Annotated in this window: 24 protein-coding genes; 18 read left to right on the forward strand and 6 right to left on the reverse strand. The window is 72.2% G+C overall.

Annotated features, from left to right (window positions below; all coding sequences use genetic code 11):
* Positions 1 to 139 precede the first annotated feature (139 nt).
* The 5 genes from IE180_RS28385 (at position 140) to IE180_RS28405 (ending at position 5,030) form a co-directional block, all read left to right on the forward strand.
* Positions 140 to 505, forward strand: a complete 366-nt coding sequence (locus IE180_RS28385; RefSeq protein ID WP_190159809.1) for a YraN family protein — start codon at positions 140 to 142, stop codon at positions 503 to 505.
* A complete protein-coding gene (locus tag IE180_RS28390) occupies positions 505 to 2,118 on the forward strand; it encodes a YifB family Mg chelatase-like AAA ATPase (protein ID WP_190159810.1) in 1,614 nt (537 codons plus the stop codon). Before IE180_RS28385 ends, IE180_RS28390 begins: the two co-directional genes overlap by 1 nt.
* Positions 2,115 to 3,335 carry a DNA-processing protein DprA gene (dprA, locus tag IE180_RS28395; protein ID WP_190159811.1) on the forward strand — a complete coding sequence of 407 codons (1,221 nt, stop codon included), beginning with the start codon at positions 2,115 to 2,117 and terminating at the stop codon, positions 3,333 to 3,335. Before IE180_RS28390 ends, dprA begins: the two co-directional genes overlap by 4 nt.
* A gap of 239 nt (positions 3,336 to 3,574) precedes the next feature.
* Positions 3,575 to 4,411 (forward strand): RNA polymerase sigma factor WhiG, encoded by an 837-nt coding sequence (gene whiG, locus IE180_RS28400; RefSeq protein WP_190159812.1) that lies wholly within the window; start codon positions 3,575 to 3,577, stop codon positions 4,409 to 4,411.
* A 70-nt stretch (positions 4,412 to 4,481) separates the two neighbouring features.
* Complete coding sequence (locus IE180_RS28405) at positions 4,482 to 5,030, forward strand: TetR/AcrR family transcriptional regulator (RefSeq protein ID WP_190159900.1); 549 nt, start codon at positions 4,482 to 4,484, stop codon at positions 5,028 to 5,030.
* A gap of 97 nt (positions 5,031 to 5,127) precedes the next feature.
* Here the strand turns inward: IE180_RS28405 and IE180_RS28410 are convergent, their stop codons facing one another.
* A complete protein-coding gene (locus IE180_RS28410; protein ID WP_190159813.1) occupies positions 5,128 to 5,577 on the reverse strand; it encodes a murein hydrolase activator EnvC family protein in 450 nt (149 codons plus the stop codon).
* A 255-nt stretch (positions 5,578 to 5,832) separates the two neighbouring features.
* On the opposite strand from IE180_RS28410, the gene rpsB reads away from it, so the two are divergent.
* The 10 genes from rpsB (at position 5,833) to IE180_RS28460 (ending at position 16,284) form a co-directional block, all read left to right on the forward strand.
* On the forward strand, positions 5,833 to 6,732 hold the full coding sequence (gene rpsB, locus IE180_RS28415; RefSeq protein ID WP_190159814.1) for a 30S ribosomal protein S2: 900 nt from the start codon (positions 5,833 to 5,835) through the stop codon (positions 6,730 to 6,732).
* Positions 6,733 to 6,834: 102 nt separating this feature from the next.
* Entirely contained in the window at positions 6,835 to 7,671 is an 837-nt protein-coding gene (gene tsf, locus IE180_RS28420) for a translation elongation factor Ts (RefSeq protein WP_190159815.1), read from the forward strand.
* Positions 7,672 to 7,834: 163 nt separating this feature from the next.
* Positions 7,835 to 8,599, forward strand: a complete 765-nt coding sequence (gene pyrH, locus IE180_RS28425) for a UMP kinase (protein ID WP_190159816.1) — start codon at positions 7,835 to 7,837, stop codon at positions 8,597 to 8,599.
* 94 nt (positions 8,600 to 8,693) lie between these two features.
* A complete protein-coding gene (gene frr / locus IE180_RS28430) occupies positions 8,694 to 9,251 on the forward strand; it encodes a ribosome recycling factor (RefSeq protein ID WP_026057589.1) in 558 nt (185 codons plus the stop codon).
* Positions 9,251 to 10,345, forward strand: a complete 1,095-nt coding sequence (locus tag IE180_RS28435) for a phosphatidate cytidylyltransferase (RefSeq protein WP_190159817.1) — start codon at positions 9,251 to 9,253, stop codon at positions 10,343 to 10,345. Before frr ends, IE180_RS28435 begins: the two co-directional genes overlap by 1 nt.
* Positions 10,346 to 10,448: 103 nt before the next feature.
* Positions 10,449 to 11,555: a dual-specificity RNA methyltransferase RlmN gene (gene rlmN / locus IE180_RS28440; RefSeq protein WP_190159818.1), complete on the forward strand. Its 1,107-nt coding sequence runs from the start codon at positions 10,449 to 10,451 to the stop codon at positions 11,553 to 11,555.
* Positions 11,556 to 11,765: 210 nt separating this feature from the next.
* Complete coding sequence (locus IE180_RS28445; protein WP_190159819.1) at positions 11,766 to 12,857, forward strand: thiamine ABC transporter substrate-binding protein; 1,092 nt, start codon at positions 11,766 to 11,768, stop codon at positions 12,855 to 12,857.
* Between the two features lie 53 nt (positions 12,858 to 12,910).
* Positions 12,911 to 14,524 (forward strand): ABC transporter permease, encoded by a 1,614-nt coding sequence (locus IE180_RS28450; protein WP_190159820.1) that lies wholly within the window; start codon positions 12,911 to 12,913, stop codon positions 14,522 to 14,524.
* The gene (locus IE180_RS28455; RefSeq protein ID WP_190159821.1) at positions 14,524 to 15,546 is read left to right on the forward strand and encodes an ABC transporter ATP-binding protein; all 1,023 of its coding nucleotides are present in this window, start codon (positions 14,524 to 14,526) and stop codon (positions 15,544 to 15,546) included. Before IE180_RS28450 ends, IE180_RS28455 begins: the two co-directional genes overlap by 1 nt.
* A gap of 90 nt (positions 15,547 to 15,636) precedes the next feature.
* Positions 15,637 to 16,284 (forward strand): dihydrofolate reductase family protein, encoded by a 648-nt coding sequence (locus IE180_RS28460; protein WP_190159822.1) that lies wholly within the window; start codon positions 15,637 to 15,639, stop codon positions 16,282 to 16,284.
* Between the two features lie 214 nt (positions 16,285 to 16,498).
* Here the strand turns inward: IE180_RS28460 and IE180_RS28465 are convergent, their stop codons facing one another.
* The 5 genes from IE180_RS28465 to IE180_RS28485 all read right to left on the reverse strand — a co-directional run bounded on the left by IE180_RS28465 (position 16,499) and on the right by IE180_RS28485 (position 21,841).
* Positions 16,499 to 17,635 (reverse strand): LOG family protein, encoded by a 1,137-nt coding sequence (locus tag IE180_RS28465; RefSeq protein ID WP_190159823.1) that lies wholly within the window; start codon positions 17,633 to 17,635, stop codon positions 16,499 to 16,501.
* 256 nt (positions 17,636 to 17,891) lie between these two features.
* On the reverse strand, positions 17,892 to 19,043 hold the full coding sequence (locus IE180_RS28470; RefSeq protein ID WP_190159824.1) for a hypothetical protein: 1,152 nt from the start codon (positions 19,041 to 19,043) through the stop codon (positions 17,892 to 17,894).
* Complete coding sequence (locus tag IE180_RS28475; RefSeq protein WP_190159825.1) at positions 19,025 to 19,753, reverse strand: ABC transporter ATP-binding protein; 729 nt, start codon at positions 19,751 to 19,753, stop codon at positions 19,025 to 19,027. The genes IE180_RS28470 and IE180_RS28475 overlap by 19 nt, the downstream gene beginning before the upstream one ends.
* Before the next feature lie 232 nt (positions 19,754 to 19,985).
* Positions 19,986 to 21,365 (reverse strand): aspartate aminotransferase family protein, encoded by a 1,380-nt coding sequence (locus IE180_RS28480; RefSeq protein WP_190159826.1) that lies wholly within the window; start codon positions 21,363 to 21,365, stop codon positions 19,986 to 19,988.
* Positions 21,350 to 21,841 (reverse strand): Lrp/AsnC family transcriptional regulator, encoded by a 492-nt coding sequence (locus IE180_RS28485; protein ID WP_030690618.1) that lies wholly within the window; start codon positions 21,839 to 21,841, stop codon positions 21,350 to 21,352. The genes IE180_RS28480 and IE180_RS28485 overlap by 16 nt, the downstream gene beginning before the upstream one ends.
* 205 nt (positions 21,842 to 22,046) lie before the next feature.
* Between IE180_RS28485 and IE180_RS28490 the strand changes: the two genes are divergently transcribed.
* The 3 genes from IE180_RS28490 to IE180_RS28500 all read left to right on the forward strand — a co-directional run bounded on the left by IE180_RS28490 (position 22,047) and on the right by IE180_RS28500 (position 25,332).
* Entirely contained in the window at positions 22,047 to 23,483 is a 1,437-nt protein-coding gene (locus IE180_RS28490; RefSeq protein ID WP_190159827.1) for a gamma-aminobutyraldehyde dehydrogenase, read from the forward strand.
* 142 nt (positions 23,484 to 23,625) lie between these two features.
* Positions 23,626 to 24,789 carry a polyamine ABC transporter substrate-binding protein gene (locus IE180_RS28495; protein WP_190159828.1) on the forward strand — a complete coding sequence of 388 codons (1,164 nt, stop codon included), beginning with the start codon at positions 23,626 to 23,628 and terminating at the stop codon, positions 24,787 to 24,789.
* Positions 24,790 to 24,801: 12 nt separating this feature from the next.
* The gene (locus tag IE180_RS28500; protein ID WP_190159829.1) at positions 24,802 to 25,332 is read left to right on the forward strand and encodes an HXXEE domain-containing protein; all 531 of its coding nucleotides are present in this window, start codon (positions 24,802 to 24,804) and stop codon (positions 25,330 to 25,332) included.
* The last annotated feature ends 48 nt before the right edge of the window (positions 25,333 to 25,380 follow it).

Genomic DNA, 25,380 nt, shown 5'->3' on the forward strand with positions numbered 1-25,380 from the left:
CACCCGCACCCACGATCCGCGCCCCACCAGCCGAAACCACCCGCAAGGGTGAACGGGTTCTCCACAGACCCCGGGCCCTCCACAGCGCCGCACGCGGTCCACCCCGCTCCGTCACAGTCGGTGACGGAGGTGGTACCGCATGAACAAGACCCAAGCCCTCGGGCGGTACGGGGAGGAGCTGGCGACCCGCCGGCTCACCGCGACCGGCATGCACATCCTCGCCCGCAACTGGCGCTGCGGCCGGACCGGCGAGATCGACATCGTCGCCCGCGACGGCGACACCCTCGTCATCTGCGAGGTCAAGACCCGCCGCGACGGCCCCTACGCACACCCGATGGCCGCCGTCACACCCCGCAAGGCCGAGCGGCTCCGCCGCCTCGCCGCCTGCTGGCTCGACCGCAACGACACCCCGGCCCCCGCAGGCGGCGTCCGCATCGACCTCGTCGGCATCGTCCTGCCGCGCAAGGGCGCCCCCGTCCTCACCCACGCCCAGGGGGTGGCCTGATGGGATTCGCCCGCACCTGCTCCGTCGCCCTCGTCGGCGTCGAAGGCGTCGTCGTCGAGGTCCAGGCAGACCTCGAACCCGGCGTCGCCGCCTTCACCCTCGTCGGCCTCCCCGACAAGAGCCTCAGCGAGAGCCGCGACCGGGTCCGCGCCGCCATCGTCAACTCCGGCGCCGAATGGCCCCAGAAGAAGCTGACCGTCGGCCTCAGCCCGGCCTCCGTCCCCAAGGGCGGCAGCGGATTCGACCTGGCCGTCGCCGCGGCCGTCCTCGGCGCCGCCGAGCGGATCGACCCCCGCACCATCGCCGACCTCGTCCTCATCGGAGAACTCGGCCTCGACGGACGCGTCCGGCCCGTCCGCGGCGTCCTCCCCGCCGTCCTCGCCGCAGCCGAAGCCGGATACAGCCAGGTCGTCGTCCCCGAACAGACCGCAGGCGAGGCCTCCCTCGTCCCCGGCGTCTCCGTCCTCGGCGTCCGCACCCTCCGCCAGCTGATCGCCGTCCTCACCGACGAACCCGTCCCCGACGAGGAAGCCGGCGAAGAAGGCCGGCCCGACGCCATGCTCGCCGGACTCCTCGTCCCCGGCGCCGGCATCGGCACCGGCCTCGCCGCCGAACCCACCGAAGGACCCGACCTCGCCGACGTCGCCGGCCAGCACCGCGCCCGCCTCGCCCTGGAAGTCGCTGCGGCGGGCGGCCACCACCTGCTCCTCTCCGGCCCACCGGGCGCGGGGAAGACCATGCTGGCCGAGCGCCTCCCCGGCATCCTCCCGCCCCTCACCCGGCAGGAATCCCTGGAAGTCACCGCCGTCCACTCCGTCGCCGGCATCCTCCCGCCCGGCGAACCCCTCGTCCGCCGCGCCCCCTACTGCGCACCCCACCACTCCGCCACCATGCAGTCCCTCGTCGGCGGCGGCAACGGCCTCCCCAGGCCCGGCGCCGTGTCCCTGGCCCACCGCGGCGTACTGTTCCTGGACGAAGCCCCGGAGTTCTCCGGCAAGGCCCTCGACGCGCTCCGCCAGCCCCTCGAATCCGGACACGTCGTCATCGCCCGCGCCGCCGGCGTCGTCCGCCTCCCCGCCCGCTTCCTCCTCGCCCTCGCCGCCAACCCCTGCCCCTGCGGCCGGCACACCCTGTACGGCGCCGGATGCGAATGCCCCGCCTCCCTCGTCCGCCGCTACCAGGCACGGCTCTCCGGACCCCTGCTCGACCGCGTCGACCTCCGCGTGGAAGTCGAACCCGTCACCCGCGCCGACCTCCTCGGACGGAGCGGCCGGGGCGAGACCACCGCCGCCGTCGCCGCCCGGGTCCACGAAGCCCGGACCAGGGCCGCCGCCCGCCTCGCGGACACCCCCTGGAGGACGAACAGCGAGATCCCCGGACACGAGCTCCGCACCCGCCACCTCGCCGCACCCGGCGCCCTCGCCACCGCCGAGCGCGACATCGAGCGCGGACTCCTCACCGCCCGCGGCCTCGACCGGGTCCTCCGCGTCGCCTGGACCGTCGCCGACCTCGCCGGACACGACCGACCCGACAGCCAGGACATCGCCCTCGCCCTCGAACTGCGCACCGGCGTCGCCCGCGGCGTACCCGCCGGAGCGGGGGCGCCCGCATGACCACCGACCCCACCCTCGCCCCCACGTCCCCGAGCAGCCCCACCGCCCCGCCCGCCCCCGTCGCCCCCACCCGAGAACACCTGGCCCGCGCCGCCCTCAGCCGCGCCGTCGAACCCGGCGACGAACACGCCGGCCGATGGCTCCGCCAGTACGGCGCCACCGGCTTCCTCGACCGCCTCCTCCACGCCGGGGACGACACCGCCCCCTTCCCCGGCACCGGAGCCACACGCGTCGCCTCCTGGCGACGACGCGCCACCGCCGCCCGCCCCGACCACGACCTCGACGCCGTCCACGCCCTCGGCGGCCGCTTCCTCGTCCCCGGCGACCCCGAATGGCCGCGTCAACTCGACGACCTCAAAGACGCCCGCCCCATCGGCCTCTGGGTCCGCGGCCCCGCCGACCTGCGCACCTGGGCCCTGCGCTCCGTCGCCCTCGTCGGCGCCCGCGCCTGTACCCCGTACGGCGCCCACACCGCCGCCGACCTCGCCGCCGGCCTCAGCCGGCAGGGCTGGGTCATCGTCTCCGGAGCCGCCTACGGCATCGACGGCGCCGCCCACCGGGGCGCCCTCGCCGCCGGCGGCGCCACCGTCGCCGTCCTCGCCTGCGGCGTCGACACCCCCTACCCCCGCGGCCACGACCGGCTCATCCGACGCATCGCGGAACAAGGCCTCGTCGTCGGCGAGCTGCCGCCCGACAGCCACCCCACACCCAGCCGCTTCATCCTCCGCAACCGCGTCATCGCCGCCCTCACCCGAGGAACGGTCGTCGTCGAGGCCCGGCACCGCAGCGGCTCCCTCGTCACCGCCCGCGCCGCCGGACGCCTCGGCCGCCACACCATGGGCGTCCCCGGCCCCGTCACCAGCGCACTCTCCGCCGGCGTCCACGAACTCCTGCGCGGCGACGCCACCCTCGTCACCGACGTCGACGAGATCGTCGAACTCGTCGGAGACATCGGCCAGCTCGCCCCCGCACGCCGGGGCCCCGTCCTGCCCCGCGACCTCCTCGCCCCCGCCACCGCGCACGTCCTCGAAGCGGTACCCGCCCGCGGCCCCACCCCCACCACCGTCATCGCCCGCCGCGCCGGAACCACCCCCGACGACACCCTCGCCAAGCTGTACGAACTCCACGCGCTCGGCTTCGTCGAGCGGTACGGGGAGGGATGGAGGTTGACGAACACCGCCACGGAAGCGTCGAACGCGCGGCGAGGCGGTCCTTGACCCGGAGCATTCGGGTGAAAGGGTGCTGGAGATGAACAACCGAGTTCTCTCGGCCGCGACCGGGGGGCCGACACGCGCCACGGCCCCGGTTCGAAGATGTGGCCGACGGCGTCCACCCGGAGCGGCGCGATCCGCCGGTGTTCGCGCACCGCGACAGTCCACTCACGCTACGCTCACCAGGATTCCCTCCAGGACACCCGCACCGACACACCCGACAGCAGAACGGCTCAAGGCAACGCATGCCCCAGCACACCTCCGGGTCTGACCGCGCTGCGGTGCCCCCAGCAGCCCGGGGCACCGTGCGACCGTCCGCACCGACCTCGCTCGACGAGCTGTGGCGCTCGTACAAGGACACCGGCGACGAGCGGCTGCGGGAGCAGCTGATCCTGCACTACTCGCCGCTCGTCAAATACGTCGCAGGACGGGTCAGCGTGGGACTGCCGTCCAACGTGGAGCAGGCCGACTTCGTCTCCTCCGGGGTCTTCGGCCTCATCGACGCCATCGAGAAGTTCGACGTCGAGCGCGCGATCAAGTTCGAGACGTACGCCATCACCCGCATCCGCGGCGCCATGATCGACGAACTCCGCGCCCTGGACTGGATCCCGCGCTCCGTCCGCCAGAAGGCCCGCAACGTCGAGCGCGCCTACGCCACCCTCGAAGCCCAGCTCCGGCGCACCCCCTCCGAGAGCGAGGTCGCCGCGGAGATGGACATCACGCTGGAGGAACTGCACGCCGTCTTCAGCCAGTTGTCCCTGGCGAACGTGGTCGCCCTCGAAGAGCTGCTGCACGTCGGAGGCGAGGGCGGCGACCGCCTCTCCCTCATGGACACCCTCGAGGACACCGCCGCCGACAACCCCGTCGAGGTCGCCGAGGACCGCGAGCTGCGCCGACTGCTCGCCCGCGCCATCAACACGCTCCCCGAACGGGAGAAGACCGTCGTCACGCTCTACTACTACGAGGGCCTGACCCTCGCCGAGATCGGCCACGTCCTCGGCGTCACCGAGAGCCGCGTCAGCCAGATCCACACCAAGTCCGTCCTGCAGCTCCGCGCCAAGCTGGCCGACGTCGGCCGCTGACCTTGCGGGCCGGTCGTACAGTGGAGCCGTGCCCAGGATTCGAGCGGCCTCGGTGGCCGAGCACCGGACGATGCAGCGCGGCGCCCTCCTGGACGCCGCGCGTTCCCTGCTGTCCGAGGGCGGTACGGAGGCGCTGACCTTCCCCGCCCTCGCCGAGCGCACGGGCCTGGCCCGCTCGTCGGTCTACGAGTACTTCCGGTCCCGCGCCGCCGTCGTCGAAGAGCTCTGCGCCGTCGACTTCCCCCTCTGGGCCGCCGAGGTCGAAGCGGCCATGGCCGGCGCCGAGACGCCGCGCGGCAAGGTCGAGGCGTACGTCCGCACCCAGCTCGACCTCGTCGGGGACCGGCGCCACCGGGCCGTCGTCGCCATCTCGGCGAGCGAACTGGACGACGGCGCCCGCGAGAAGATCCGCGCGGCCCACGGCGGACTCATCGCCATGATCGTCGAAGCCCTCGCCGCCCTGGGCCAGCCCCAGCCCCGCCTGGGCGCCATGCTCCTCCAGGGCGTCGTCGACGCCGCCGTCCGCCGCATCGAGCTCGGCGCGGCCGAAGACCCCGCGGACATCGCCGAGGCGGCGGTCGCGATGGCACTCCACGGCGTCGCCGGCCCCCAGGCCTGACCGGTCGATCCAATCGACGGGGCTCCCCCCGCCCCCTCCCTCCCCGCCCCCCCCGCTCCCCGCCCCCCTGCCCCTCCCTCCCCCCCCCGGTTCGTGTTCAGTTTCTGAGGGGGAGCAGGCGTGACGGGGGCCTCCTCGTCAGGAGGAGGGGGTTCAGGTACTCCTCGCCCCTGAGGAGGCCCCAGTGGAGACAGGCCGCGGGGCAGTGGGTGTTCTCCGTGACCCGGGCGATCGGTGTGCCCGGTGAGACCCGGCTGCCGGGCGGTACCAGCGGGGTCACCGGGGTGAAGGTCGTGCGCAGTGGGGGAGCGCCCGTGCCCGGGAGGGTGAGGGTGACGGCGCCGCGGCCGCCCACCGGGCCCGCGAAGGTGACCGTGCCGGCGGCCGGGGCGAGCACGGGGGTGCCCGGGGGCGCGGCGAGGTCGACACCGCGGTGACCGGCGGCGTACGGGCCGGGCGGGGGCTGCCAGCCGCGGAGGATCTCCGGCGGGGGCGGGCCCACCGGCCACAGGAGGGTCAGGGCGAGGAACACGGTCGTCAGATGCATGGGGGAAGGTTCTCCCGGCCGCGGGGACCGGGGGAGCCGCGGACGGTATCTGTGGATCGGTCGCCCGTTGTGGACAGCGCCGTCACCCGGCGCTCCCGGGGTCCCGTACACTTCCTATGGCGACTCGGGTCACCGGGTCGACTTCGCACGCCCCGCCACTTGTCCTCGAGGCGGGTGGCAGCGCCTTTCGGTCCTTCGTGGCACGGCGCGCCGGGGCGTCAGGAACACAACCGAGAAACTCAAGGAGATACGGCCATGGCCGTCGTCACGATGCGGGAGCTGCTGGAGAGCGGCGTCCACTTCGGTCACCAGACCCGTCGCTGGAACCCGAAGATGAAGCGCTTCATCTTCACCGAGCGCAACGGCATCTACATCATCGACCTGCTCCAGTCGCTGTCGTACATCGACCGCGCCTACGAGTTCGTCAAGGAGACCGTCGCGCACGGCGGCTCCATCATGTTCGTCGGTACGAAGAAGCAGGCCCAGGAGGCCATCGCCGAGCAGGCGACGCGTGTCGGCATGCCGTACGTCAACCAGCGTTGGCTCGGTGGCATGCTCACCAACTTCTCCACCGTCTACAAGCGTCTGCAGCGCCTCAAGGAGCTCGAGCAGATCGACTTCGAGGACGTCGCCGCCTCGGGTCTCACCAAGAAGGAGCTCCTGGTCCTCTCCCGCGAGAAGGCCAAGCTGGAGAAGACCCTCGGTGGTATCCGCGAGATGCAGAAGGTGCCGAGCGCCGTCTGGATCGTCGACACCAAGAAGGAGCACATCGCCGTCGGTGAGGCGCGCAAGCTCCACATCCCGGTCGTCGCGATCCTCGACACCAACTGCGACCCCGACGAGGTCGACTACAAGATCCCGGGCAACGACGACGCGATCCGCTCCGTCACCCTGCTCACCCGCGTGATCGCCGACGCCGTCGCCGAGGGCCTCATCGCCCGTTCCGGCGCCGCGACCGGCGACTCGAAGCCGGGCGAGAAGGCCCAGGGCGAGCCGCTCGCCGAGTGGGAGCGCGACCTGCTCGAGGGCGAGAAGAAGGCTGACGAGGCCGCCGAGGCCCCGGCCGAGGCCCCCGCCGCCGAGGCCGCCGAGACCGAGGCCGCCCCGGCCGAGGCCGCCGCCGAGGCTCCGGCCGCGGACGCCGAGCAGGCCTGACCCTCCAGGACCTTCGGGTGACGACGGCGGGGGCCCACGAAGCCCCCGCCGTCCACCCGTGGACCCGCCCGATCTTTCAGACTTCGAGAGAGAAACAGACTCATGGCGAACTACACCGCCGCTGACGTCAAGAAGCTCCGCGAGCTCACCGGCGCCGGCATGATGGACTGCAAGAAGGCCCTGGACGAGGCCGACGGCAACGTCGACAAGGCCGTCGAGGCGCTCCGCATCAAGGGTCAGAAGGGCGTCGCCAAGCGCGAGGGCCGCTCTGCCGAGAACGGCGCCGTGGTCTCCCTCATCGCCGACGACAACACCTCCGGCGTCCTCGTCGAGCTGAAGTGCGAGACGGACTTCGTCGCCAAGGGTGACAAGTTCCAGGCCGTCGCCGCCCAGCTGGCCGAGCACGTCGCCGCCACCGCCCCGGCCGACCTGGAGGCCCTGCTCGCCTCCGAGATCGAGGCCGGCAAGACCGTGCAGGCGTTCGTCGACGAGGCCAACGCCAACCTCGGCGAGAAGATCGTCCTGGACCGCTTCGCGCAGTACGCCGACGGCTTCGTCTACGCGTACATGCACCGCACGATGCCGGACCTCCCGCCGCAGATCGGTGTCCTCGTCGAGTTCGACAAGGCCGACGCCGACGTCGCCAAGGGTGTCGCCCAGCACATCGCCGCCTTCGCGCCGAAGTACCTCACCAAGGAAGACATTCCGGCCGAGGTCATCGAGTCCGAGCGTCGCATCGCCGAGGAGACCACCCGCGCCGAGGGCAAGCCCGAGGCCGCGATCGCCAAGATCGTCGAGGGTCGCGTGAACGGCTTCTTCAAGGACGCCACGCTGCTCGGCCAGCCGTACGCCCTGGACAACAAGAAGTCCGTCCAGAAGGTCCTGGACGAGGCCGGTGTCACCCTGAAGCGCTTCACCCGCATCAAGGTCGGCATCTGAGTCCGTACGCGAACGCGACGGACACCGGACCCCGGTAGGGTCTGAGGCAGTCGTCCGCGCACGCGCAGGACGACCGCAGATCTGACGAGGAGGCCATTGCCGTACGGGATACCGCGAGGACCCAAGGCAATGGCCTCCTTCGTATGTGCACGAGGAGATCTCCATGAACCAGGGCGCCGTACAGGGCGACGACACCAACGGCAAAAAGGCCGGCCGCTACATGCTGAAGCTGTCCGGGGAGGCTTTCTCCGGCGGCACCGGTCTCGGGGTCGACCCGGACGTCGTGCACGCCATCGCGCGTGAGATCGCCGCCGTCGTCCGTGACGGCGCGGAGATCGCGATCGTGATCGGCGGCGGCAACTTCTTCCGTGGCGCCGAGCTCCAGCAGCGCGGCATGGACCGGGCCCGTTCCGACTACATGGGCATGCTCGGCACGGTGATGAACTGCCTCGCCCTCCAGGACTTCCTGGAGAAGGAGGGCATCGACTCCCGCGTCCAGACCGCCATCACCATGGGCCAGGTCGCCGAGCCGTACATCCCGCTGCGCGCCGTGCGCCACCTGGAGAAGGGCCGCGTGGTCATCTTCGGTGCGGGCATGGGCATGCCGTACTTCTCCACGGACACCACCGCCGCCCAGCGCGCCCTGGAGATCGACGCCGAGGCCCTGCTCATGGGCAAGAACGGCGTGGACGGGGTCTACGACTCCGACCCGAAGGCCAACCCCGACGCGGTCAAGTTCGACGCCCTCGAGTACGGCGAGGTGCTCTCCCGGGACCTCAAGGTCGCCGACGCCACCGCCATCACCCTGTGCCGGGACAACAACCTCCCGATCCTCGTCTTCGAACTGCTCGCCGAGGGCAATATCGCTCGCGCGGTGAAGGGTGAGAAGATCGGCACGCTCGTGAGCGACCAGGGCACCCGGGCCTGACCCGAACCGGGGAACCGCCCCGCAAGGGGATGGACAGAGCCCTGCCGGTCGTACACCGTGCAGGACACAACGCGACGACACGCAGGAGCATGTGGTGATCGAAGAGACCCTCCTCGAGGCCGAGGAGAAGATGGAGAAGGCCGTCGTGGTCGCCAAGGAGGACTTCGCCGCGATCCGCACCGGCCGTGCGCACCCGGCGATGTTCAACAAGATCGTGGCGGACTACTACGGTGCCATCACCCCCATCAACCAGCTGGCGTCCTTCTCCGTCCCGGAGCCGCGCATGGCCGTGGTGACGCCGTTCGACAAGAGCGCCCTGCGCAACATCGAGCAGGCGATCCGGGACTCGGACCTCGGGGTCAACCCGAGCAACGACGGCAACATCATCCGGGTGGTGTTCCCCGAGCTGACCGAGGAGCGCCGCCGGGAGTACATCAAGGTCGCCAAGGGCAAGGCCGAGGACTCGAAGATCTCGATCCGCTCGGTGCGCCGCAAGGCCAAGGAGACCATCGACAAGCTCGTCAAGGACGGCGAGGTCGGCGAGGACGAGGGCCGCCGCGCCGAGAAGGAGCTCGACGACACCACCGCGAAGTACGTCGCGCAGGTGGACGAGCTGCTCAAGCACAAGGAAGCCGAGCTGCTCGAGGTCTGATGAACGACTCTTCCTGGGGGGCCCCGGCCGGTTCCGGCCGTGGGGGACCCGACCAGGGGCCCGCCCCGGCGGGTCCCGCACACGATCGGCATCAGGCGGCGCAGACTCGGCCCATGCCCATCGTGCCCGACGTTCCCGCCGGCGGATTCCAGGACGATCACGGCCGGGGGGCCGCTCGCCCGAGCGGTCCCCTGTTCCGCGACGAGACGCCGCACGAGCACCCGCAGGAGCCCATGTCCAGCCCCACCCCGCCTCCGCCGCCGGCGCCACGGCAGAAGAAGAGCGCGGGCCGCGACCTGGGCGCGGCCATAGGCGTCGGGGTCGGTCTCGGTGCCGTCATCATCGCGTCGCTGTTCATCTGGAAGCCGGCGTTCGTCGGGGTGGTAGCGGTCGCCGTGGTCGTCGGCCTGTGGGAGCTCACCTCCCGCCTCCAGGAACGCAAGGCGATCAAGGCTCCGCTGGTCCCGCTCGCGGTCGGCGGCGCTGCGATGGTCGTCGCCGGCTACGTCCGGGGCCCCGAGGGTGCCTGGGTGGCGATGGCCCTGACGGCGCTCGCGGTGCTCGTCTGGCGGATGACGGAGCCGCCCGAGGGTTATCTGAAGGACGTCACGGCGGGGGTCTTCGCCGCGTTCTACGTGCCGTTCCTGGCGACCTTCGTGGCGCTGCTGCTGACCGCGGACGACGGGCCGCTGCGGGTGCTGACCTTCCTGATCCTGACCGTGGTCAGCGACACCGGGGCGTACGCGGTCGGCTGGCGCTTCGGCAAGCACAAGCTGGCCCCGCGGATCAGCCCCGGCAAGACCCGGGAGGGCCTGGTCGGCGCGGTGACGTTCGCGATGGCGGCGGGCGCGCTGTGCATGCAGTTCATGATCGACGAGGGCGCCTGGTGGCAGGGCCTGATCCTCGGCCTGGCGGTGGCGGCGAGCGCGACGCTCGGCGACCTCGGCGAGTCCATGATCAAGCGCGACCTGGGCATCAAGGACATGGGCACGCTGCTGCCGGGGCACGGCGGCATCATGGACCGGCTGGACTCGCTGTTGCCGACGGCGCCGGTGGTGTGGCTGCTGCTGGCGTTGTTCGTGGGAACGGGCTGATCAGCGGTTTCGCAGGGAACCGGCCGACGGTTCCGTCGGGGAAGGGCCCGCCGTCTCGTCGACGGCGGGCCCTTCCCCGTACGTCTGCGACACTGGTAGCACCATGCCCAAGCCCGGAGAACTCACTTTCGTCGCCCCCCGCGGAGCCAAGAAGCCGCCGCGGCACCTGGCCGACCTCTCGCCCGCCGAGCGGAAGGAAGCCGTCGCCGCGATCGGCGAGAAGCCCTTCCGCGCCAAGCAGCTGTCCACGCACTACTTCGCGCGGTACGCGCACGATCCCGCCGAGTGGACCGACATCCCGGCCGCCTCGCGGGAGAAGCTGGCCGGAGAGCTGCTGCCCGACCTGATGTCCGTGGTGCGGCACGTCTCGTGCGACGACGACACCACCCGCAAGACCCTGTGGCGGCTGCACGACGGCACGCTCGTGGAGTCGGTGCTCATGCGCTACCCGGACCGGGTGACCATGTGCATCTCCTCGCAGGCCGGCTGCGGCATGAACTGTCCGTTCTGCGCGACCGGGCAGGCGGGGCTCGACCGGAACCTGTCGACCGCCGAGATCGTGCACCAGATCGTGGACGGGATGCGGGCCCTGCGGGACGGGGAGGTGCCCGGGGGACCGGCGCGGCTCTCCAACATCGTGTTCATGGGCATGGGCGAACCGCTCGCCAACTACAAGCGGGTCGTCGGAGCCATCCGGCGGCTCACGGACCCCGAGCCGGACGGGCTCGGGCTCTCGCAGCGCGGCATCACCGTCTCCACCGTCGGCCTCGTGCCCGCGATGCTGCGCTTCGCCGACGAGGGCTTCAAGTGCCGGCTGGCCGTCTCGCTGCACGCGCCCGACGACGAGCTGCGCGACACCCTGGTGCCGGTCAACACGCGCTGGAAGGTGCGGGAGGTCCTCGACGCGGCGTGGGAGTACGCGGAGAAGTCCGGGCGCCGGATCTCCATCGAGTACGCCCTCATCCGGGACATCAACGACCAGGCCTGGCGCGGCGACCTGCTGGGCCGGCTGCTCAAGGGCAAGCGGGTGCACGTCAACCTGATCCCGCTGAACCCGACGCCCGGTTCGAAGTGGACGGCGTCCCGCCCGGAGGACGAGAAGGCCTTCGTGGAGGCGATCGCCCGTCACGGCGTGCCGGTGACCGTGCGGGACACCCGCGGTCAGGAAATCGACGGCGCCTGTGGACAGCTCGCGGCCGCCGAGCGCTGACCTTGTAGTCTGAGCTCGAACACATCTCCATATTCCGACAGGGGAGCGCCACAGCGCTGAGAGTGCGGTAACCGTAGACCGCAGACCCTCTGAACCTCGCCCAGGTCATTCTGGGTAGGAAGTTCGGTCGTAACTCGAGCTGTTGCGCCCTGCTCACCTTCGGGTGGGCGGGGCCGCGTCTCTTCCTGGTCACACCCAGGAGGAATCTCAGTGAACATCAAGAAGGCCGCCGCCGCCGCGATCGTCGCGGCGCTCGGCGTCACCGGTCTGGCCGCGTGCGGCACCGACGAAGCCCCGGCGGCGGGCAGGAGCGGCGCGCCCGCGCCCAAGACCGTCACCCTCGTGAGCCACGACTCCTTCAACGCCTCCAAGGAGGTGCTGGCGGACTTCACCGAGCGGACCGGCTTCACCGTCAAGGTGCTGAAGAGCGGCGACGCCGGCGAGGCCGTCAACAAGGAGATCCTGACCAAGGGCTCCCCGCAGGGCGACGTCTTCTTCGGCGTCGACAACACGCTGCTGTCCCGCGCCCTCGACAACGGGATCTTCGTGCCGTACGAGGCGAAGGGCCTGGGCCGGGTCCCGGCCGCGTACCAGCTCGACAAGGAGCACCGGGTCACCCCGATCGACTCCGGCGACATCTGCGTCAACTACGACAAGAAGTACTTCGCGGACAAGAAGCTGGCGCCGCCGGTCACCTTCGACGACCTCGCGAAGCCGGCGTACAAGGACCTGCTGGTGGTGGAGAACCCCGAGCGGTCCTCCCCGGGCCTCGGCTTCCTCCTCGGCACGGCCGCGAAGTACGGCGACGACGGCTGGCAGGACTACTGGAAGAAGCTCAAGGCCAACGGGGTGAAGACCGTCGACAGCTGGGAGCTCGCCTACAACCAGGAGTTCTCCGGTTCGGCCGGCGGCAAGCAGGCCAAGGGCGACCGGCCGCTGGTCGTGTCGTACGCCTCCAGCCCGCCGGTCGAGGTGCTGTACGGCGAGCCGCAGCCGAAGGTGGCGCCCACCGGCGTCTCCACCGGCACCTGCTTCCGGCAGACCGAGTTCGCGGGCCTGCTGAACGGGGCGAAGAACCCCGAGGGCGGCAAGGCGCTGATCGACTTCCTGATCTCCAAGGAGTTCCAGGAGGACATGCCGCTCCAGATGTTCGTCAACCCGGTGGCGAAGGACGCGGCCCTGCCGGAGCTGTTCACCAAGCACGGCGTGGTGATCGAGAAGCCGGAGACCATGGCGCCCCAGAAGATCGCCGAGAAGCGTGACCCGTGGATCCAGCAGTGGTCGTCGCTCGTCCTGAAGTAGCGCGCCCCGGGGCAAGGCGCGACCCGCGGGGGAACGCGACGCGGCTGGGACTGATGGTCCTGCCCGTCGCGTTCTTCGGGGTCTTCTTCGCCTGGCCCGTCGTGTCCATCGTGGACCGGGGGCTCCGCCCCGACGGCGCCTGGCGGTTCGGCCGGATCGGCGAGACGCTGAGCCGGCCGGACATCCTCGACGTGCTCGGCTTCACCGTCTGGCAGGCGCTCGCGTCCACCGGTCTCACCCTCCTGGTGGCGCTGCCCGGGGCGTACGTCTTCGCCCGCTTCGACTTCCCCGGCAAGGGCGTGCTGCGGGCCGTCGTCACGGTGCCGTTCGTGCTGCCGACCGTCCTCGTCGGCACGGCGTTCCTGGCGCTCGTCGGCCGGGGCGGGCTCACCGACGAGCTGTGGGGACTGCGGCTCGACACCGGTGTGTGGGCGATCCTCCTCGCGCACGTCTTCTTCAACTACGCGGTCGTCGTCCGGACCGTCGGCGGCCTCTGGTCGCAGCTCGACCCTCGCCAGGAGGAGGCCGCCCGGGTCCTCGGCGCCTCCCGCTGGACGGCCTGGCGGACGGTGACGCTGCCCGCGCTCGTGCCGGCGGTGGCGGCGGCCGCCCTGATGGTCTTCCTCTTCACCTTCACCTCCTTCGGCGTCGTGCAGATCCTCGGCGGGGACGCGTACTCCACGCTGGAGGCCGAGATCTACCGGCAGACCGCCCGGCTGCTCGACCTGCCGACGGCGGCCGTGCTCACGCTCGTCCAGTTCGTGGCGGTCGGCGCGATCCTGGGCGTGCACGCCTGGACGGTACGGCGGCGGGAGACCGCCCTGCGGCTCGTGGCGCCGGAGCGGACCGCGCGCCGGCCGCGCGGCGCCGGCCAGTGGGCGCTGCTCGCGGGCGTCCTCGCCTCGGTGGCGCTGCTGATCCTGCTGCCGCTCGGGGTGCTCGTGGAGCGCTCCTTCGCGGGACCCGACGGGTACGGGCTGCGCTACTACCGGGCGCTCGGCTCGCTCGACGAGTCCGGGACCTTCCTCGTCCCGCCGCTGGAGGCGATCGGGAACTCGCTGCGGTACGCGGTGGCCGCCACCGCCATCGCGGTGCTGGTCGGCGGGCTCGCGGCGGCGGCCCTGACCAGGCGTGCGGGGCGGCTCGTGCGGGGCTTCGACGCACTGCTGATGCTGCCGCTCGGAGTGTCCGCCGTCACCGTCGGCTTCGGCTTCCTCATCACCCTCGACGAGCCGCCGCTCGACCTGCGGGCCAGCTGGATCCTCGTACCGCTCGCCCAGGCACTGGTCGGCGTCCCCTTCGTCGTACGGACGATGCTGCCGGTCCTGCGCGCGGTGGACGAGCGGCTGCGGGAGGCGGCGGCCGTGCTCGGCGCCTCGCCCTGGCGGGCCTGGCGGGAGGTGGACCTGCCGCTGGTGCGGCGGGCGCTGCTCGTCGCGGCCGGGTTCGCGTTCGCGGTGTCGCTCGGCGAGTTCGGGGCGACCGTGTTCATCGCCCGGCCCGACAGTCCGACGCTCCCGGTGGCGGTGGCCCGGCTGCTCGGCAGGCCCGGCGAGCTCAACTACGGCCAGGCGATGGCCCTCTCGACGATTCTGATGGTGGTGTGCGCGGTGTCCCTGCTGCTGCTCGAACGGCTCCGCACCGACCGGACCTCCGGGGAGTTCTGATGCTGTCGATCGAGGACGCGACCGTACGGTTCGGGGAGCGGGCCGTGCTCGACGCCGTGGACCTGGACGTCGCCGAGCACGAGATCGTGTGCGTGCTCGGCCCGAGCGGCAGCGGCAAGTCCACGCTGCTGCGGGCCGTCGCCGGGCTCCAGCCGCTCGACGGGGGCCGGGTGCTGCTCGGCGGCGCCGACCAGGCCGGGGTGCCGGTGCACCGGCGGGGCGTCGGCCTGATGTTCCAGGACCACCAGCTCTTCCCGCAGCGGGACGTCGGCGGAAACGTCTCCTTCGGGCTCCGCACGCGGGGCGCGGGGAAGGCCGAGACGGCGGAGCGGGTGCGGGAACTGCTCGACCTCGTCGGCCTGCCCGGCGCCGAGCGGCGGTCCGTCGCCGCGCTGTCCGGCGGCGAGCAGCAGCGGGTGGCGCTCGCCCGCGCGCTGGCGCCCCGGCCCCGGCTCCTGATGCTCGACGAACCGCTCGGCCAGCTCGACCGGGGCCTGCGGGAGCGGCTCGTGGTGGAGCTGCGGCAGCTCTTCGGGCGGCTCGGGACGACGGTCCTCGCCGTCACCCACGACCAGGGCGAGGCCTTCGCGCTCGCCGACCGGCTCGTGGTCATGCGGGACGGGCGGGTCGCCCAGTCGGGTGCGCCGGTGGACGTGTGGCGGCGGCCCGCGTCGGAGTTCGTGGCACGGTTCCTGGGCTTCGACAACGTGGTGGCGGCGCGGGTGACCGGCACGGTCGCGCAGACCGTGTGGGGGAAGGTCCCGGTCCCGGACGGCTCGCCGGAGGGGGAGCGGCGGCTCCTCGTCCGCCCGGGCGGGGTGCGGCTCGTGGAGGACGGTCCGGCCTGGACGGTGGAGTCCCGGACCTTCCGGGGCAGCCAGGTCGTCGTACGGCTCCGCCCGGCCGAGGGGCCCGCCCTGGAGGCCGAGCTCCCGCTCCGGGAGGCGCCGGAGGAGGGCGCCGGGGTGGGCGTGGAGTTCCGGGCGGAGGACGTGGTGGTGCTGGAGGGCGGCGCTTCGTGACCTCGTGGCCCGGGGGCGATGAGTTTTCGCCGCCCGGGGAGTCTCCCGGTTGTTCGTCTTCTTTCTGTCGACCGCACGGGAGGCACCACCATGGCCCAGTTGCTCAGAGTCCAGAACTTCATGGTCTCGTCCGACGGATTCGGTACCGGGGAGGGCCAGAGTCTGGAACGGCCGTTCGGGCACGCGGATCCCGGAGAGATGTTCTCCTGGGCGGGGGCCACGGCGAGCTGGCCGAACCGCACCGATCCCGGCGGCAGCCGTGGCCTCGACGACTACTTCACGCGGGACTTCTCGCGGAACATCGGCGCCGAGATCATGGGCCGCAACAAGTTCGGTCCGCAGCGCGGGCCCTGGCGGGACGAGGAGTGGCGCGGCTGGTGGGGTGACGAGCCGCCGTTCCGCACGCCGGTGTTCGTGCTGACCCACCACCCGCGCCCCTCGTTCACGCTCTCCGACACCACGTTCCACTTCGTCGACGCCGACCCCGCCACGGCCCTCGGGATGGCGCGGGAGGCGGCGGGGGGCAAGGACGTCCGCCTCGGCGGCGGGGCCACCACCATCCGGGAGTTCCTCGACGCCGACCTCGTCGACACCCTGCACGTCGCGGTGTCGCCGGTGAAGCTCGGGGCGGGGGTGCGGCTCTGGGACTCGCCCGACGAGCTGCTCGACCGCTTCCACCGCGACGTCGTGCCCAGCCCGGGCGGCAAGGTCACGCACCACGTCTACTGGAGGAAGTGACGGCCGGCCCGCACCGGCCGCACGCCCTCCGGGTGGCCCGGGCGGGGGCGGCGCCCGCGGCGTGCAGCGGCGACCGGGCGAGCGCGGCGGGGCCCGCCCAGGACGGCCACGCGGCCGGGAGGGCCTTCGGCGTCATGGTCCGGGCCTTCCGCCGGAAGGCCCGTGCGGGCGGCGGCCCCGGGGCGCGTCCGTCTCCGCCGCGCGGGGAGAGCGACTACTTCCCGAGGCGCTCCAGCGCCTCCGGGGCCTCGTCGACCGAGTCCACCAGGGCGATCCGGGACGCCATCGGGCGGTCGGCGGCGAGGGCCTCCAGGAGGGGCCAGGCCGGGAGGCGGGCGGTCCAGTGGGCGCGGTTCACCAGGACCATCGGGGCCGGGGCGCCCCGGGAGCCGTAGTAGTTCGGGGTCGCGTCGTCGAAGATCTCCTGGACCGTGCCCGCCGCGCCCGGCAGGAAGACGATGCCCGCCGTCGAGCGGGCCAGGAGGCCGTCCTCGCGGGTGGCGTTGACGAAGTACTTGGCGATGTGGCCGGCGAAGGGGTTCGGCGGCTCGTGGCCGTAGAACCAGGTGGGGATGCCGACCGAGTCCCCGCCGCCCGGCCACCGGACCCGGACCGCGAAGGCGGCGCGGGCCCAGTCCGTCACCGACGGGGTGAAGGACGGGGCCCGGGCGAGCAGGTCGAGCGACGAGGCGAAGGCCGCGTCGTCGAAGGGGGCGAGGTACGCGCCGAGGTTCGCGGCCTCCATCGCGCCCGGTCCGCCGCCGGTCGCCACGGTCAGCCCGGCACGGGCCAGGGTCCTGCCGAGCCGGGCCGCGCCCGCGTACGCCTCCGTGCCCCGGCCCATCGCGTGTCCGCCCATGACGCCGACGACCCGGGCCCCGTCGAGGTGTTCGTCGAGGGCGTCGGAGACGGCGTCGTCGTGCAGGGAGCGGAGGATCGAGGAGAAGATGTCGCCGTCGGCCCTGGTCCGGCCGAACCAGGCGTACGCGCGCGCGTCCGGCGTCCCCTCGTACCCGGCGTCGGCGATCCCCTCGAAGAGTTCCTCGGGCGTGTAGAGCCGTGCCCGGTAGGGGTCGAAGGGCAGTTCGGGGACGGGCGGGAAGACGAGGGCCCCGTCGGCGCGGACCTTGGCGGCGGCCTCCGGCTCCATGGGGCAGCCGAGGAAGACGGCGTCGACGGTGACGGCGGAGAGCAGGGCGAAGGTCCGGTCGGTGAGGTCGACCGACTGGATCCGCAGCCCGGCGAGCGAGCGGGGCCGGGCGAGCGCCGCGTCGAACTCGGCGAGGGTGTGGATCTCGCGTCCGTGCCCGCGCGGTCCGAGTGGGCGGTGTGCCGGGGGGAGCGTCGCCATGGGCCCACGATAGGGGCCACCACGGCGGGAGGCCCCTCCGGCCCCTCGTGGGGGCGGCCCCGTGCGGGGAGCCCCGTGGGGAAGGTCCTGGGCGAACGGCCCCGTGGGGGAGCCCCCGTGGGGGAGCCCCCGTGGGGGAGGGGTCCCGCACGCGGGCCGGCCCCCTTCGTGCGGGCGCGTCCCCGAGTGCGGGCGGGCTCCCCGGTACGGGCGGCCCCGACCCGTCGGCGGTGGTGCCGTCGGTGCCCCGGCCGCCTCAGCCCCTCAGCGGCAGCGCCGCCAGTTCCGCGACCACCCAGGTCAGGGGGAGGAAGACGATGAGCAGGGCGACGGCGCGCAACAGGGCCGCCGTGCGGAGGACGGTGGGCGGGGCGCCGATGCGCACGAGCGCCTCGGTGGTGTGGGCGCGGCCCTGCCGGGACTCCAGTGCGGCCGTCAGGAGGGTGGCGGTGGTGCAGGCCAGGATCAGGGCCGCGCCGAGGCCGGTGAGCGGGCCGAAGGCCTCGGAGCCCCCGTCCGCCCCGTACAGCCGCGAGGCCGCGAGGAGGCCCGAGAACACCGCGCTGACCACCCCGAGCGGCCGGCCGATGCGGCGGGACTCGTCCATCAGGACGCGGCCCGCGAGGAGCCGGGTGGCGCCCGGCCGGACGGCCTGGAGGAGCCGGCCGCAGCCGTGTGCGAGGCCCGGCCCGGCCAGGGCGAGGCCCACGGCGGTGAGGGCCCAGCCGGCGAGGACGCCCGTCGGGTTGCCGTCGAAGCCGCCCGGCAGGGGGAGGCCGTTCCCGGAGCCGCTCCGGCTCGCGTACGTCTCGATCGCGAGGCCGACCGCGACCAGGGCGACCCCCCAGGGCAGCCCGGACGGCACCGTCTTCTCGACGCCCTCCGGCGCGGCGGGCGCGATGCGGGGCCGCAGCGCCAGGCCGGCCGCCGTGGCGGCGGCGACGGGCAGGACGGCGAGCAGGGTGAGGGCGGCCGCGAGGGGGACCGGCTGGTCGGCGGCGAGGAGCCCGGCGGCCGCCCCGTCGAAGGGCAGGCCGGTGATGTCGCCGCGCAGGTGCAGGTAGAACAGGAGCGCGACCGTGGAGCCGAGGGTGCAGGCGACGGCCGTCGAGGCGGCGGCGATCGCGGTGAGCCGGGCGGGGCCGAGGCCGACGGCGGAGAGCCCGGGGCGCGGCCGGGTGCTGGGGTCGGTGCGGGCCACGGCGACGGCGAACTGGACGGTGGCGGCCAGGGGGAGGAGGCACCAGAGGAGCCGCAGCACCGAGGCCGAGGACCGCTCCGGGTGCCCGACGGCGTATCCGAGGGTGCAGAGCAGGAGGAAGCCCACCCCCGCGGCCGCGGCGGCGACGAGGAGCCGGCGCGTCAGGACGAGGGGGTGGGTCCCGCGGACTAGACGGAGAGCGAGCACGCCGCGACGCCCTCCGCCCCTGTCGCCGGGGGTACCGCGGCGACCCTGCGTCCGTCGAGGAGGGCGACGGTGCGGTCGGCGAGCGCCGCGACCCCGTCGTCGTGGGTGGCCAGGAGCACGGTGATGCCGTGCGAGCGGGCCGCGGCCGTGAGGGTGCGCAGGACCTGCGCGCCGTCGGCCCGGTGCAGGGTGGCGGTCGGTTCGTCGGCGAAGAGGACCGACGGGGTGGTGACCAGGGCGCGGGCGATCGCGATGCGCTGGCGCTGCGACTGGGTGAGGGCGTGCGGCCGCTTGCGGGCGCAGCCTCCGATGTCGAGGCGCTCCAGCCACTCCACGGCGGCGGTCTTCGCGGCCCGGTGGGAGGTGCCGCGGAGCAGCAGCGGCAGGGCGGCGTTCTCCCAGCCGGTGAGTTCGGGGACGAGGCCGGACTCGGGGTCGATCCAGCCGAAGCGGTCGCGCCGGAGCCGTTCGCGCTGGGCGGGGCCCAGGGTGTGCACGGGGGCGCTGTTGAACCAGACCTCGCCCTGCTGGGCGACGAGCTGGCCGGAGAGGCAGCGCAGGAGGGTGGTCTTGCCGCTGCCGCGGGGGCCGACGACGGCGAGGATCTCGCCTTCGCGGACGCCGAGGGAGACGCCGCTGAGCGCGTCCGAGCCGCCCAGGGCGCAGTGCAGGGAACGCGCCCAGAGCACGTCGTTGTCCGGTGGGGCCATCGCGTACACCTCGATGTCGGATCCGATACTGCCTACCCCCGTCCGGGGGAGCGAAGGGACGGGCCTGTCGGTCACTCGGCACCGTAAGGATCCATATCCGGTTGTACGGACAGCACACGGCCCGGGCCGCCGCCATCCACTCGGATGGCGGCACGCCCGGGCCGTGGGGTCACGCCGTGAGGGCGGCGTGATGCTGGGGGACCGCCGTGGTTCGGTCCTTGCAGCTCCGTGCTTACAGCTTGGTCCACGCCTCGGTGAGCACCGAGCGCAGGATTCCCTCGATCTCGTCGAAGGTGCCCTGGTCGGCGATCAGCGGCGGGGCCAGCTGGATGACCGGGTCGCCACGGTCGTCGGCACGGCAGTACAGGCCGTTGTCGAACAGCGCCTTGGAGAGGAAGCCGTACAGGACGCGCTCGGTCTCCTCGTCCGTGAAGGACTCCTTGGTGGCCTTGTCCTTGACGAGCTCGATGCCGTAGAAGAAGCCGTTGCCGCGGACGTCGCCGACGATCGGCAGGTCGTGCAGCTTCTGCAGCGTCGAGAAGAAGTTGCCCTCCTGGTCCAGCACGTGCTGGTTCAGGCCCTCCTTGTCGAAGATGTCGAGGTTCGCCAGGGCCACGGCCGAGGAGACCGGGTGGCCGCCGAAGGTGTAGCCGTGCAGGAAGGTGTTGTCGCCCTTGTAGAACGGCTCCGCGATGCGGTCCGAGACGATGCAGGCGCCGATCGGGGAGTAGCCCGAGGTCATGCCCTTGGCGCAGGTGATCATGTCCGGCACGTAGCCGAACTTGTCACAGGCGAACATCGTGCCGAGGCGGCCGAAGGCGCAGATCGTCTCGTCGGAGACGAGCAGCACGTCGTACTGGTCGCAGATCTCGCGGACGCGCTGGAAGTAGCCGGGCGGCGGCGGGAAGCAGCCACCGGCGTTCTGCACCGGCTCCAGGAAGACGGCCGCGACGGTCTCGGGGCCCTCGAAGAGGATCTGCTGCTCGATCTGGTCGGCGGCCCAGCGGCCGAAGGCCTCGGGGTCGTCGCCGTGGATCGGGGCGCGGTAGATGTTGGTGTTCGGCACCTTGTGCGCGCCGGGGACCAGCGGCTCGAAGGGGGCCTTGAGGGCCGGGAGGCCGGTGATGGACAGGGCGCCCTGCGGGGTGCCGTGGTAGGCGACCGCACGCGAGATGACCTTGTACTTGGTGTGCTTGCCCTGCAGCTTGAAGTACTGCTTGGCGAGCTTCCAGGCGGTCTCGACGGCCTCGCCGCCACCGGTGGTGAAGAAGACCTTGTTGAGGTCGCCCGGGGCGTAGTCCGCGAGGCGCTCGGCGAGCTCGACGGCCTTGGGGTGCGCGTACGACCACACGGGGAAGAACGCGAGTTCCTTGGCCTGGTTGTACGCGACCTCGGCCAGCTCCTGGCGGCCGTGTCCGGCGTTGACCACGAAGAGACCCGCGAGACCGTCGAGGTAGCGCTTGCCCTTGTCGTCGAAGATGTAGGTGCCCTCACCACGCACGATGGTGGGAACGGGCGAGTTCTCGTACGACGACATGCGGGTGAAGTGCATCCACAGGTGGTCGTAGGCGGTCTTGGAGAGGTCCTGGGTCACGGTTATCGAGTTCCCCACATATAGGTCTGCTTCTTGAGCTTGAGGTAGACGAAGCTCTCGGTGGAGCGCACGCCGGGGAGGGTGCGGATGCGCTTGTTGATCACATCCAGCAGGTGATCGTCGTCCTCGCAGACGATCTCCACCATCAGGTCGAAGGAGCCCGCGGTCATCACCACGTACTCGCACTCGGCCATGGCCGTCAGTGCCTCCGCGACCGGATCCAGGTCACCCTCGACGTTGATGCCGACCATCGCCTGCCGTCGGAAACCCACGGTGAGGGGGTCGGTGACGGCGACGATCTGCATGACGCCCTGGTCGAGCAGCTTCTGGACGCGCTGCCTCACGGCCGCTTCGGAGAGGCCGACGGCCTTTCCGATGGCGGCGTAGGGGCGGCGGCCGTCCTCCTGGAGCTGCTTGATGATCGCCAGGGAGACGGCGTCGATCGTCGGGGACGAACCGGTTCCGGTTCTGGGGTCTGTGCTTCGACTGGCCACGACTTCACTGTGCACCGAGATTGTCAGTCGTGCAAGCCCGAACTGATGAAATTCGTTGTGAAGCGCTCTCGATCTCACCGAATCCGAAGTTGAGGGGGGTCGGGGCTGTTGAAAGCGTCAGTGAAGCGATTAGGCTGGGGTGTCTCGCCCATCGGGACACCGCACGAAGGTGTGCGAAGACAGAACGTGACAGGAGGGGTGGCAAGTGACCACCGAGCTGCGCCGGCTGCGTAACTACATCAACGGGGAGTTCCGCGACGCGGCCGACGGCCGCACCATCGACGTGGTCAACCCGGCCACCGGTGAGGTGTACGCCACCTCCCCGCTTTCGGGACAGGCCGACGTCGACGCCGCCATGGAGGCCGCCGCGGCCGCCTTCCCCGCCTGGCGTGACAGCACGCCGTCCGAGCGCCAGAAGGTGCTCCTCAAGATCGCGGACGCGTTCGAGGAGCGCGCCGAGGACCTCATCGCCGCCGAGGTGCTGAACACCGGCAAGCCGACCGCCCTCGTCGCGAGCGAGGAGATCCCGCCGATGGTGGACCAGATCCGCTTCTTCGCCGGTGCCGCCCGGCTGCTCGAGGGCCGCTCGGCCGGCGAGTACATGGAGGGCATGACCTCCATCGTCCGCCGCGAGCCGGTCGGCGTCTGCGCGCAGGTCGCGCCGTGGAACTACCCGATGATGATGGCCGTGTGGAAGTTCGCCCCGGCGCTCGCCGCGGGCAACACCGTCGTCCTCAAGCCCTCGGACACGACCCCCGCGTCGACCGTCCTGATGGCCGAGATCATCGGTCGGATCGTCCCCAAGGGCGTCTTCAACGTCGTCTGCGGCGACCGCGAGACGGGCAAGGCCATGGTCGAGCACCCGACCCCGGCGATGGCCTCCATCACCGGCTCGGTCCGCGCCGGCATGCAGGTCGCCGAGTCGGCGGCCAAGGACGTCAAGCGCGTCCACCTGGAGCTGGGCGGCAAGGCCCCGGTCGTCGTCTTCGAGGACACCGACATCGAGAAGGCCGTCGAGGACATCTCGGTCGCCGGCTTCTTCAACGCCGGCCAGGACTGCACGGCCGCGACCCGCGTCCTCGTGCACGAGTCCATCCACGACGAGTTCGTCGCCGCCCTCGCCAAGGCCGCCGCCGAGACGAAGACCGGTCAGCCGGACGACGAGGACGTGCTGTACGGCCCGCTCAACAACGCCAACCAGCTGAAGCAGGTCGCCGGCTTCATCGACCGCCTCCCGGCCCACGCCAAGGTCGAGGCCGGCGGCCACCGCGTCGGCGACAAGGGCTACTTCTACGCCCCGACCGTCGTCTCCGGCCTCAAGCAGGACGACGAGATCGTGCAGAACGAGGTCTTCGGCCCGGTCATCACCGTCCAGTCCTTCACGGACGAGGCCCAGGCCCTGGAGTTCGCGAACGGCGTAGAGTACGCCCTCGCCTCCTCCGTCTGGACCAAGGACCACGCGCGCGCGATGCGCATGTCCAAGGCCCTCGACTTCGGCTGCGTGTGGATCAACACCCACATCCCGCTCGTCGCCGAGATGCCCCACGGCGGCTACAAGAAGTCCGGCTACGGCAAGGACCTCTCCGCCTACGGCTTCGAGGACTACACGCGCATCAAGCACGTCATGACCTCCCTGGGCTGATCCCGCCCCGGACCCCGCGCGGCCCCGACACCCTGATCGACAGGGTGTCGGGGCCGCGCGCCGTCGCTCGACGGACCGTCCATTGCCGCAGGTCGTGGCGGGCCGGGATGCTGCCCGGGTGAGAGCGACAGCCAGGAAACACATGTCCCGCCGGTCCCTGCTGCGCGGCATCGGCGGTGCCGGGGCCGGAGCCCTGCTCACCGGATGCGGCGTTCCCGCCGCCTACGTCGAGGAGGGCGACCGGGCCGGCCGGGACCTCTCCGCGCGCGACCGGACGCTCGACTTCGCCAACTGGCCGCTGTACATCGACACCGACGGCGACGACACGTCGAAGCGGCCGACCCTCGACGCCTTCCGGAAGCGGACCGGGATCTCCGTCCGGTACACCGAGGAGATCAACGACAACGACGAGTTCTTCGGCAAGATCAGCCCGTCCCTGATGAACCACCAGGAGACCGGGCGCGACCTGATCGTCGTCAGCGACTGGATGGCCGCCCGCCTCGTCCGCCTCGGCTGGGTCCAGGAGATGGACCGCGCCGCCCAGCCGAACGTCGCGAAACACCTCGACCCGCAGCTGAACTCGCCCGCCTTCGACCCCGGCCGGCTGCACAGCGTGCCCTGGCAGTCCGGGATCACCGGCATCGCGTACAACCGGAAGAAGCTCGGCCGGGAACTGCGCTCCACCAAGGAGCTGTGGGCCGACGACCTGCGCGGCAAGGTCACCCTGCTGTCCGGGCTCGACGAGTCCTTCGCCCTGCTCATGCTGGGCGAGGGCGTCGACGTGACCCGGTGGACCGGCGACGACTTCCACGCCCTGTGCGAGCGGATCGAGGGACTCGTCCGGGCCGGGCACATCCGGCGCTTCACCGGGAACGACTACATCAAGGACCTCTCCACCGGCGACGTCCTCGCCTGCCAGGCGTACTCCGGCGACGTCATCCAGCTCCAGGCCGACAACCCGGACATCGAGTTCGTCGTCCCCGAGGAGGGCGCCGAACTGTGGGCCGAGTCCCTCATGGTGCCCAACCTCGCCCGGCACAAGTCCAACGCCGAGAAGCTCGTCGACCACTACTACCGACCCGAGGTCGCCGCCGAACTCGCCGCCTGGGTCAACTACGTCTGCCCGGTCCCGGCCGCGCGGGACGTCCTCGCGGACTCCGGCGACGAGGAACTCGTGGCGCTCGCCGAGGACCCGCTGATCTTCCCGGACGCCGCCATGCGCGGCCGGCTCGCCATCGCCCGGGACATCACCACCGAGGAGCGCCAGGAGTTCGCGAAGCGGTGGAACTCGATCGTCGGGCTGTGAGTTGGGACGATCATGACGGACACGCGCCTCGACCCGCTCGTCACCTACGGCCTGTTCCTCGCCTGGGCCGTGCACGACGCCGAGGAGCTCGCGCGCGGGCCGCGCTGGCTCCGGGAGGAGCTGCCGGGCCTCCGCGAGCGCTTCCCCGGAGTCCCGGAGCGGGTGTGGAAGGCGATGGAGTCCGTCGACGAGCGCGAATTCGCCGCCGCGGTCGGGGTGATGGCGGTGGTCGTCGCCTCGGCGGCCGTCGCGGGCGCGCGCTCCGGAGGCCGGTCCGGCTTCTACCAGGGGGCGGTGACCGGCTTCGGTCTGCACGGGCTCGTCCACCTCGCGCAGGCCGCCGTGGCGCGGGACGTGACGCCCGGCGCGGCGACTTCGCCGCTCGTCGTCATCCCCTTCTCCCTGTGGGCCCGCGGCAGGCTGCGGCGGGCCGGGGTGCTGCGGCCGGTCGGCGCCGGGGGAGTGGCGGCGGGGCTCGCGGTGGCGGCGGGGGCGACGGTGGCGGCGCACGGCGTCGGACGCCGGCTCGCCGCGCGCTTCTGAACGCGCTCAAAAACAACCACCCCTCCTTTCTGAACGCGTTCAAGAGGG

The organism is Streptomyces litmocidini (genome assembly GCF_014649755.1).
Lineage (GTDB): Bacteria > Actinomycetota > Actinomycetes > Streptomycetales > Streptomycetaceae > Streptomyces > Streptomyces litmocidini.